3 protein-coding genes are annotated in these 10636 nt (G+C 38.4%); 1 reads left to right on the top strand and 2 read right to left on the bottom strand.

The window, feature by feature from the left end; all coding sequences use genetic code 11:
• A partial coding sequence (locus ACUW6H_RS06210; RefSeq protein WP_454363032.1) for a Spy0128 family protein occupies window positions 1-1886 on the bottom strand: 1886 nt, incomplete at its 3' end.
• A gap of 411 nt (window positions 1887-2297) precedes the next feature.
• Here ACUW6H_RS06210 and ACUW6H_RS06205 point away from each other — a divergent pair.
• Window positions 2298-7892: a G5 domain-containing protein gene (locus tag ACUW6H_RS06205; RefSeq protein WP_454363030.1), complete on the top strand. Its 5595-nt coding sequence runs from the start codon at window positions 2298-2300 to the stop codon at window positions 7890-7892.
• 249 nt (window positions 7893-8141) lie between these two features.
• Here the strand turns inward: ACUW6H_RS06205 and pflB are convergent, their stop codons facing one another.
• Window positions 8142-10457, bottom strand: coding sequence for a formate C-acetyltransferase (gene pflB / locus ACUW6H_RS06200; protein ID WP_096408339.1), 2316 nt, complete (start codon window positions 10455-10457; stop codon window positions 8142-8144).
• Window positions 10458-10636: the final 179 nt, after the last annotated feature.

Here is a 10636-nt window from a genome sequence, read left to right as displayed (position 1 = left end):
TCTGCTACAACTGCATCTTTTTCTTTCAATTCGAAAGTATAAGCATCAGCCGCAAGCTCTTTACCATTCAAGACTTTCTTAGCTTTGATTGTCGCGCTTGTTGAAGCTGCTTTATAAGTGTTAGTGAAAGTTGGTTCTGCTGAAGTAACAGAAGCTGTCAATACTCCACCTTGGAAAGCTGCTGTTACAGTAACTTCCTTACCTGCTTCATCAAAAGTGATACCATTGATTGCTGCTGAAGTATCTTCTTTGATGACGTAGTGGTAAGTTCCCGCACCTTTTACTTCAATGTTCTCGAAGGTAATCGTTCCATCAGCTTTTGATTTCGCTGTGGCTACTGGAGTCTTCAAGTTCTCTGCTGTATATAGGTTAAAGGTAAACTCATCCGCTTTTGGAAGTTTATCTGTACGACCTTCTACCACTTTCTTAGCTGTTACATTGAACACAGCTGGAACAGGCTCGTCCTTAAGGTTGATCGTAGAACCTGCTGCTCCGAGTTTGACTGTATACTCTTTTTCATCTAGCTTATAGCCAGCTGGAGCAGTCTTCTCTTTGATCTTGAACGTTTTACCTTCCCATTTCTGATCATAAGTTTTAGTAAGCGCTACTCCTTTTTCATTCGTAGTCACTTCTGTTGTTTCACTTGCATCATCTGCTGCTGTCACAGTATAAACTGCTCCTTGAACAGGTGTAAGAGTGAACGCGTCTGTCTTATTAATCTTAATTTGGTAGGCTGTAGATGCTACAATTGTACCAGAAATCAAAGATGTTGCTTCCGCTTTCATGCTAAGCGCACCTGGGCGACTTGTATTTTGTGCAAGTTTTGTTCCGTCTGCAAGAGACAAAGCTACGATATTTGCTACTTTCGTACCATCATTTGGAGTGGTAGTACTATATGTAACGAAGTAAGATGTTGTTCCGTCCTTAAGCGTAACATCAAATGATGTATAGTTTGAGTTCCAAGCAACTGTATAGTCAGTACCCTCTACCATGAGTTCTGCTCCTGGAGGAACAGCAGAAGTACCGCCTGTAATATCAGCCTTGTAAATCTTCAAGCTTTCTGGAATGTATTGAGCTGGTGTGTAAGATGTGTCATCATTTGGAATTGTGTCATGAAGCACAATGTTTTGTCCAAAATCTTGTTTTTCTGTGTTCACACGTACACGCCAGTTTGACATCTCATTACCTGAGCTTACTGATCCGATTGCTGCTAGTTTTGGAGAGTTCCAGCTTTCACGAGAAGCTTGTCCACCAGCTTTCGCATAGTTTTCAGTACCAACTTTAGGACCTGTGATTGTCTTAGAGGTATATGTATGAGTTACCTCTTGCTTCATAGAAGAAGAATTAAAGCTAATTGGTGTCTTGTTCTGGTCTGTTAGGAAGCGGAATGAAGCCGCAAAGTTACCCGATACATCCTTAACTTTATCTCCACCGGTTTTAGCTAGGTACTTGTCCAAGTTTTTCAAGGTAATTTTTGCTTTACCACCCTTGTCATTACCATTTGATGTTACAACTGCTTCCCCAATCGTTACTTGCGTAGCTGGGTCAACCAAATCTTGAGTGCCGTTGTAGACTGTCATTGGTGCAGGAATGTCGAAAGTGAAATAATCACCATTGTTCAAGTTTTCATTGTATTGTTTGAGATCAAACGTTACACGAAGCTTGTAGGCATTCCCTGTACGAACTGCATAATCTCCCTCAGAAGTTACATTCTGTTTCGTATCTGAAGCATCCAACAACTCAACACCTGTAATAACTTGCGTTAATTCCTTTGGCGTTGGGTCATCAGCTTTAACAGTATTTGTCAAAACAGATGTAAGTGTCAAGACAGAAAGAGCTGCAGCTGAAAGTTTTGAAAGCAATTTCAGCATTTTGCTTTTTGCCATGTTTCCCCTCTTTTCTATATTTTGTTTTCAATGTTCTTAATCCCTCTCCTGAGAAATGAAGAAGAAATTACAGATTATTTGATATTTACTAGCTAAAGTCCTCCAAACACTTTAAATATTAAACATAAATAACCACATACATTCTAGCATGATACGTGCCACTCTGTCAAGTAAAAGAAAATCAATTTTAACTATTTTACGAATAAAATAATTTGTGTTAAAAAATAATTTTAATTTTCTAGCTTGATTTCTTGACTCAAACTACTTGATTTGTTAAAATAAATTGTCTACATTATATCTGTATATGTTATTATGCTTAATTTCTACAGATTATTGCATAAATTCATTATTGATACAGGTATAGTTGTAGGTCAAATATAGAATTTTTTTTAAAAAGGGAATTGTAATTTTATGAAAAAGTTGCGAAAAGTTAAGAAACACTGGGTTGCTGTTTCAATTGGGATTGTCACATCAGCTTTATTAGTCAATAACGTAGCTGCTAATGAGGTCGGAGGAGAGACCTCAGATGTTTTAAAATCTACTACAGTATCATCTTCAACGATTGAAAAATCCAATGAAAATGAAGCAGGGGAAACTCCAAGGCCTACTGTGAATGATACTGATGCCAGTTTAGCGCCAAATCAACCCTCTACCTCTTCTTCCAATATATCTGGCAGTGCTACTACTGTAGTTGAAACTCCTACAAAGCCTGAAGATAATAAACAAACAGGAAGAAGTGGTTTTCGAAGTGTAAGCGCATCCACCCCTTTAGAAGCAAATAAAAATCAATCTAAAGAATCTGTATCTACTGTCCCTGCTGAATCAACCGAACCTGTTCTAAAACCAGAAGTAAAAGCTGACGAGGAAGCAATTAAAGCAAAAGCCATTCCTGAAATACCAAAAGAAAACCAATCAAAGAAAATTCAAGATGCCATCACAGAAGATGTAAGAACCGTTGTTTCAAAACCAACTGTTGAAGGCGTTGAGTATGATGTTCACTATGATCATAAAAACAAATGGTACTATGTCAATGCTACTGATTTTGGTTTGAATGTAGCTGATAACCAAGATGATACTCTCGCTGTTAATAAAGCACTAAAAGCTGCAAATGAAATCGTAATGGCTGATCCAGATGGCACACAACATACTGGTGTCGCCGTCAAACTTTCTGGAATTGTCAATGTGGCTCGTGATAAAGGTGAAATTGATCACTATAAGATTTTAACATACGGTTCAGGTGTCCCTATGCCTATACAAAAAGGACGAATCGATGGAGTCCAGAATCTTTCACATGTTACGAAAGAAGAATACGAAAATCTTCGTGTAGACTCGGATGGACTTGTTCGTTATGTTAGTTCTAACGGAGAAAACCTTACAGGAATAGCACTGCCTATCTATCGCAAAAGCGAAAGTGGCTCCTTTAATCAAATTAAAATCGGTTCAGAGCACTCAAATGTAACCGGTCTCTTTGGAGACGGTCCAGGAACAACCGTATTAAAAACAAATTTAGTTCAGCTAGGAAATCCTTGGGATAGCAACGAGAATGATACTGACAATCGCGACCATGCTGTTTTGCTAGTTGAAAATCAAAATGGATTCCTTGTGAAAGATTTATCTGTTTCTATCCAAAACTTAAAAGAAGCTTTTGGAGAACAACATGATGGCTTCTACGTCAAAGGAATGCCCTACTATGGAAAAGTCGATGGCGTCCTTATCAATGATTCTGATAATGTAACTGTTGAGAACGTTGAAGCGAGCGGAGCTAACAAAGCTGGTATCCGCTTCGGATCGTCATATAACAGTGTCTCAAATATCTCTCTACCTGGTTGGGGCCGTCCTCGTTCTGTGAGTAATTTGATTGCTGGAAAAGCTCCTGGTTATACTTTCAGCAGTCTAAACTTAGGTGAAAACAATAAAGTATTAAACAGTAATACTCACAATAACCGAGTGGCTGGAGTTCAATTCTCTTACCAAACCAATATCCTTATTGAAGGAACAACCACTTCTGAAAATGGACACAAATTAAACGGAAGTACAGGTTATGGTTTCGCTTCAGAGGCTGGATCCTACAATAATGGAATTGTTTTCCGAAACAATACGAGTACCTATAACTATCGTAAAGGTTTAGATATTCACGACGGTGACCGAATTTTAATCGAAAACAACATTTCATACGGAGATCGCTTGTTAGGTATCTCTGTATACAACCGAAACTTTAAAATGGAAAATGTTGTCATTCGAAACAACGTTGTCACACAAGATAAAACAAATCGTCTAGTACGAGATGACTTGAAAGTTGACGGAAAATTCACACATGGTCATGATTACCTCCAGTATGAAGCAATTCATTTGCAAACGAATGAAAAATCTCAGGACTTGAGTGCAGACGGAGCCGTAGGTTATTTTGAAATTAGTAATAACCGCATTCAAGATTTGGATTCATCAGGTAGAACCGCTACAAACCAAGACTACAATACAAATGCTATTCTTGTTCGTATGCAAGAACCTTACCTAAACTATGTACTTAATATTAAAAACAACCAAATCACTGGACACTCAGCAAACGATTTGATTAAGATGATTAACTCTTCTAATGACAATATTAAGGGAACAGCTACATTATCTGATACAAGTAAATTTGCAAACGGATTGGGATATGGTTCTGGTTCCATCAACATTAGTAATAATAAAGTCGAGCTTGAAGAACTTTACGGTGATCCAAATAAAGATTTATCTGCTATTACAATCGCTGAATCGACTAGTAATTTTAATGTCGCAGATAAAAATATTCGAGCTAACCAAGATAAGTTCCGCGGATCTGTTGTTTTCCAAAACAATGACATTAAAGTCAAAAAAACTTTCATGAGTACTAGACCTGGCATCATCGGAAAACAAAAGACAATGCCTATCATTTCTATTACAACAAATGCGGAGGGCGTTCTTTTTAAAGACAATAATCTTGACTTTGGGGAAATCACACAATCTTTAGCTAAAAATGCTGCAACACAAACACCATTAATTAGCTTAAACGGAAATAACGGAACTTTAGTGCAACCAGGATTAGGATTTGGTATTAATACAACTCGTACTCCAAGTAACCTCCCAAATACACTGAGTCGAACTCAACCTCTAGCTTTTATTGGTAATGATATTAAAATTTCTAATATTAGTTATGCTAACAATGTCGATTTACCAATTCGTGTATTAGAAACGAACAATCTCGTCCGATATACTGAAAATAATACCTTCACTTCTGACTCAGAAATTACAGTTTCTACTACCGATACAAAAACCGATCCACTTGGCAATGCGATCTATAAGCCTACAACCGAACGCCTCACTCCAAACAAGGAAAAGAATAACGCTCAATTCAATATGGGAGTCAGCCGTTTTTCAACAAGTTCTCCTAGCTTAGTCAATAGTTCAGAAGAGACTGTTCCATATGAAACAATCTACGTTAATGACAAGACCATCGCTGCTGGAACAAGTATTGAAAAAACTCCTGGGGTAACTGGGAAGAAAATTGTGAATACCTATGCAACTAGCGTTGATAACTCTGCTTATGAGAAAACAAGTGGAACCAATATCATGAACTATGGTCTCAGAAATTACTACGAGACAACAAATATTCGGGAAGCGACTGATAATGATCGCATTCCGGGATTGCTTCGAGCAGACTATACAACGACAGATGGCAAAATTATGACAGCCACTAAAACTTATAGTTACACTGATACTAAAAAACAAACTCAAACAACTGAGATGACTTATCGCTACGAAAACCTTCCAATTGGTTTGAAGAACGATACGCAGTATACATTTACTGATGAAAATGTAACTACGGCACCGCAAAATCGTGTTGTCCATGTAGGTACACGAACTTCCAAAGCTATTGGAGCATTTGATCAGTTTGATGTCGATTTCGAAACAGAATATGTAAACGATGATACTATTCTAGTCGGTGATACTGTCATCAAAACTCCTGGTGTCAAAGGAATCCGTACTGTTTCTTATCGAGAAACCCGTGATAATGATACAAATGATCTAATTTCAAGAGAACAAGTTTCTGATAGTATCACTACTAAACCTGTTAAGCAAGTTGTACTTGTGGGAACAAAACCACTTACTAGAACTGCTCAAAGAACTGAGAAACAGGATATTGATTTTGAGATCGTTAAAGTTCCTTCTGACAAGCTATTTGTTGGTGAAGAGGAGATTCAAACCCCTGGTGTTAAAGGTACTAGAACTATTGTTCACGAAGATACTATTGACAACCGAAACAATACTGTGATCTCGTCTCGTGTTATCTCTGACGAACAAACCGAACCTGTTAAACAGATCGTACTTGTGGGAACAAAACCACTCACTGTAACTGCTCAAAGAACTGAGAAACAGGATATTGATTTTGAGATCGTTAAAGTTCCTTCTGATAAGCTATTTGTTGGTGAAGAAGAGATTCAAACCCCTGGTGTTAAAGGTACTAGAACTATTGTTCATGAAGAAACCATTGACAACCGAAACAATACTGTGATCTCGTCTCGTGTTATCTCTGACGAACAAACCGAACCTGTTAAACAGATCGTACTTGTGGGAACAAAACCACTTACTGTAACTACTCAAAGAACTGAGAAACAGGATATTGATTTTGAGATCGTTAAAGTTCCTTCTGACAAGCTATTTGTTGGTGAAGAAGAGATTCAAACCCCTGGTGTTAAAGGTACTAGAACTATTGTTCATGAAGATACCATTGACAACCGAAACAATACTGTGATCTCGTCTCGCGTCATCTCTGACGAACAAACCGAACCTGTTAAACAGATCGTACTTGTGGGAACAAAACCACTTACTGTAACTACTCAAAGAACTGAGAAACAGGATATTGATTTTGAGATCGTTAAAGTTCCTTCTGATAAGCTATTTGTTGGTGAAGAAGGGATTCAAACCCCTGGTGTTAAGGGTACTAGAACTATTGTTCATGAAGATACCATTGACAACCGAAACAATACTGTGATCTCGTCTCGTGTTGTCTCTGACGAACAAATCGAACCTGTTAAACAGATCGTACTTGTGGGAACAAAACCACTTACTGTAACTACTCAAAGAACTGAGAAACAGGATATTGATTTTGAGATCGTTAAAGTTCCTTCTGACAAGCTATTTGTTGGTGAAGAAGAGATTCAAACCCCCGGTGTTAAAGGTGTCAGAACTATTGTTCACGAAGATACTATTGACAATCGAAACAATACTGTGATCTCGTCTCGTGTTATCTCTGACGAACAAACCGAACCTGTTAAACAGATCGTACTTGTGGGAACAAAACCACTTACTGTAACTACTCAAAGAACTGAGAAACAGGATATTGATTTTGAGATCGTTAAAGTTCCTTCTGACAAGCTATTTGTTGGTGAAGAAGAGATTCAAACCCCTGGTGTTAAAGGTACTAGAACTATTGTTCATGAAGATACCATTGACAACCGAAACAATACTGTGATCTCGTCTCGTGTTATCTCTGATGAACAAACCGAACCTGTTAAACAGATCGTACTTGTGGGAACAAAACCACTCAATCGAACAGTTCAGAGAACTATTGAACTTTCTATCCCTTATGGTATTCAATCTATTTATGATGATACATTAGCCAATGGAACAAAAATGATTGTATCCCCAGGAAAAGCTGGTCTTCGTACAATCATTATCGAAGAAGTTTTTGATGATAAAGGACAGATTATTTCTAGCAACATTCTCTCTTCTACAGTTACAATTACACCTACTGATGAAATTGTAAGAGTAGGAACAGCTGCTACTACTCCAAATAATACTGACAAATTAAGTCAAGATAGTCGACAAAACCATGCAAATACTGGGCAATCTACTGTTGATAATTCCAAAGTATTACCAAATACAGGAACAGAAAACAATCACTCTGTAGCAGTAACTGGTGCGTTAGCTCTATTTGCAGCCTTAGGTCTTACACTATTCAAACGTAAAGAAGAAGATAACGACTAAAGTATATGTCATTTACTCTTCAAGCTAAATAGTATATTTAAAAAAGGATTGAAGTCTATATTTTGTAGAATTCAATCCTTTTTAGTCAATTCTATGACACCAGCAGTAAGGCAGAAAAAGCCATACTTTATATAGAAGTAATTTGTCTCTTCTCTCTGAGAATAAAAACTATAATATTCCTTGTTTTAAAATTATCAAAACCTCAGTAACAAAAAAACTAGCCATATGGCTAGTTTTCTTTATACTATCTTAGAGCAATGCATCATCCATTGAAAGAACTTCGTGGAAGACACGTTGTGTCAATTCAGTTTTTTGCTCTGGAGTGAGGTATTTAGTGTTTACACAGTATCCAGAGATACGTACGATAACATCTTCACCTGACATGATCTTTTCGTAAACATCGTTCAAGTCCATAACGTTCAAGTTAACGTGTTGTCCACCGTTTTCGAAGTAACCATCAAGGATTGTTACCAAGTTATCAACTTGTTCGTCACGAGTCTTACCAAGAGCACGTGGAGAAACTTGAGTTGTCAATGAGATACCGTCAGCTGCGTAACCAAAGTCTAGGCTAGCAAGTGAGTTCAAGTTTTGCAACCATCCACCTTTAGCTTTGTTAGACGGGTTAGCACCTGGTGAGAAGAATTCAAGTTTAGACAAGTTCACAGAACCATCTTCGTTGAGGTATACACCTTTGTGGACTGGTGAGTTACCAGTTTGTTTAGAGTAAGCAACGTTAGATGTGATAGTCAAGAGTGATACTGTAGCTTCAGCGTCTTTGTAAAGTTTGTGGCTACGTAGACGAGTTGTGTAAGCTTCGATCAACCATTCAGCCAATTCGTTTGAACGAGGGTCATCTTCACCCCAACGTGGGTATTCACCGATTGTTTCATAATCGTAGATGTAGCCATTTTCATCACGGATTGGTTTAACTGTAGCGTACTTGATAGCTGACAATGTATCAACTGTGTTAGCAAATCCACAGATACCGAATCCCATGTTAGCACGTTGTTTAGTTGGCAAGAAGGCCATTTGAACAGCTTCGTAGTTGTACTTGTCAGTCATGTAGTGGATGATGTTCAAAGCATCTACGTAAGTGTCAGTCAACCAGTCAAGAGATTTTTCGAAGTTGGCTTTAACTGATTCGAATTCAAGAACTTCGTCACGGATAGGATCGATGTCAAATACCTTGTAGTCTTTGTGAACATCGTCGTAACCACCGTTCAAACCAGTAAGAAGAGCTTTAAGAACGTTTACACGAGCACCGAAGTACTGGATGTTGTGACGTTGATCTTCGTTTTCTGGGTCAAGTGGAGATACACAACATGAGATACAGCTCATTTCACCGTATCCGTCTTTAGCCATTGTTGTTACACCTTCGTATTGGATAGAAGAGTGTTTGTGGCTCATGTGCATACAGTAGCGACGGAAATTGTAAGGCAATTTGTCAGTCCAAAGAACTGTCAAGTTTGGTTCTGGTGAGTTGCCGATGTTGTCAAGAGTGTTCAAGAAACGGTAGTCCATCTTAGTAACACGGTGACGACCGTCGTTACCCATACCAGCCATAGAAGTTGTGATGAAGGTTGGGTCACCTGAGTACAATTGGTCATAAGCTTTTGTACGTGCAAATTTAACTGTACGAAGTTTCATAACGAAATCATCAACAAACTCTTGGATTTCTGATTCAGTAAATGTACCACGAGCAAGGTCACGTTCTGCAAAGATGTCCAATACGATTGGCACACGACCTAGAGATGTAGCGGCACCATTAATCACACGGCAGACAGCCATGAAAGCAATGTTAACCCATTGGATTGCTTCTTTGACGTTCATCGCTGGTTTGCGAACATCAACCCCGTAAAGGTCACCCAAGCGAACAACTTGTTGCAATGCTTGGTATTGAAGGTTGATTTCTTCACGAAGACGGATTGTTTCTTCATCGATTTCTTCGATTGAGTTCCAATCGTTTACTTTTTCTTGCATCAAGTAGTCTGCACCATAAAGAGCAAGACGTGCGTAAACACCGATGATACGTCCACGTGAGTATGCATCTGGAAGTCCAGTTACAGTGTGAGCGTGGCGAGCACGACGGATGTTTGAAGTGTAGGCACGGAAGATACCGTCGTTAACTGTTGTTACATATTTAGTGAAGATTTCGTGAACAGCTGGATCTGGTTCGTATCCATTTTCTTTCAAAGTAGTTTCAGCCATACGGATACCACCTCTTGGCATGAAGTTCAATTTGAAGAGTTCATCGTTTTGGATACCGAAGATAACTTCGTTTTCTTTGTCTATAAATCCAGCAGGAATATCAGCAATAGATGTTGGACGAGTGTCCATTGGGAAACGAGTTTCTTCGTAGTGAGCCTTAGTTTCTTCTACAATCTTTTTGATGTGAAGTGAACGTTCTGTTGGTCCAGCAAGGAAGCTTTCATCACCATCATAAGGTGTGTAGTTAGCTTGAACGAAGCGAGAAACGCTTGCTTTTTCTTTCCAATCTACGCCTTTGAAGCCTTCCCAAGCTTTATCAAAAATGTCTTGTGCTTCAACAACTGTCTTAACAACCATGTTAATGTCCTCATTTTTCTTTCTAGTAACAGCCATCTGTTACATTCATGAGTCAAGTATACCATACAGTAACCGATTTCAACAAGCGAAATCCGGCTTTTATGTTACTTTCTTTTCTAATACAGTCTATTTTTAGACACAATCTGTATTATATTTTTGAAAGCAGGATTACTCTTTTC

It is taken from the genome of Streptococcus sp. 151470009-6 (assembly GCF_053628175.1).
The sequence above is the reverse complement of the archived record's forward strand: the minus strand, read 5'-3'. Positions and strand labels throughout refer to the sequence as shown.

Coding starts and splice junctions, on each gene's coding strand:
- ACUW6H_RS06205 (WP_454363030.1), top strand. CDS start 2,298: ATGAAAAAGTTGCGAAAAGTTAAGAAACACTGGGTTGCTGTTTCAATT.
- pflB (WP_096408339.1), bottom strand. CDS start 10,457: ATGGTTGTTAAGACAGTTGTTGAAGCACAAGACATTTTTGATAAAGCT.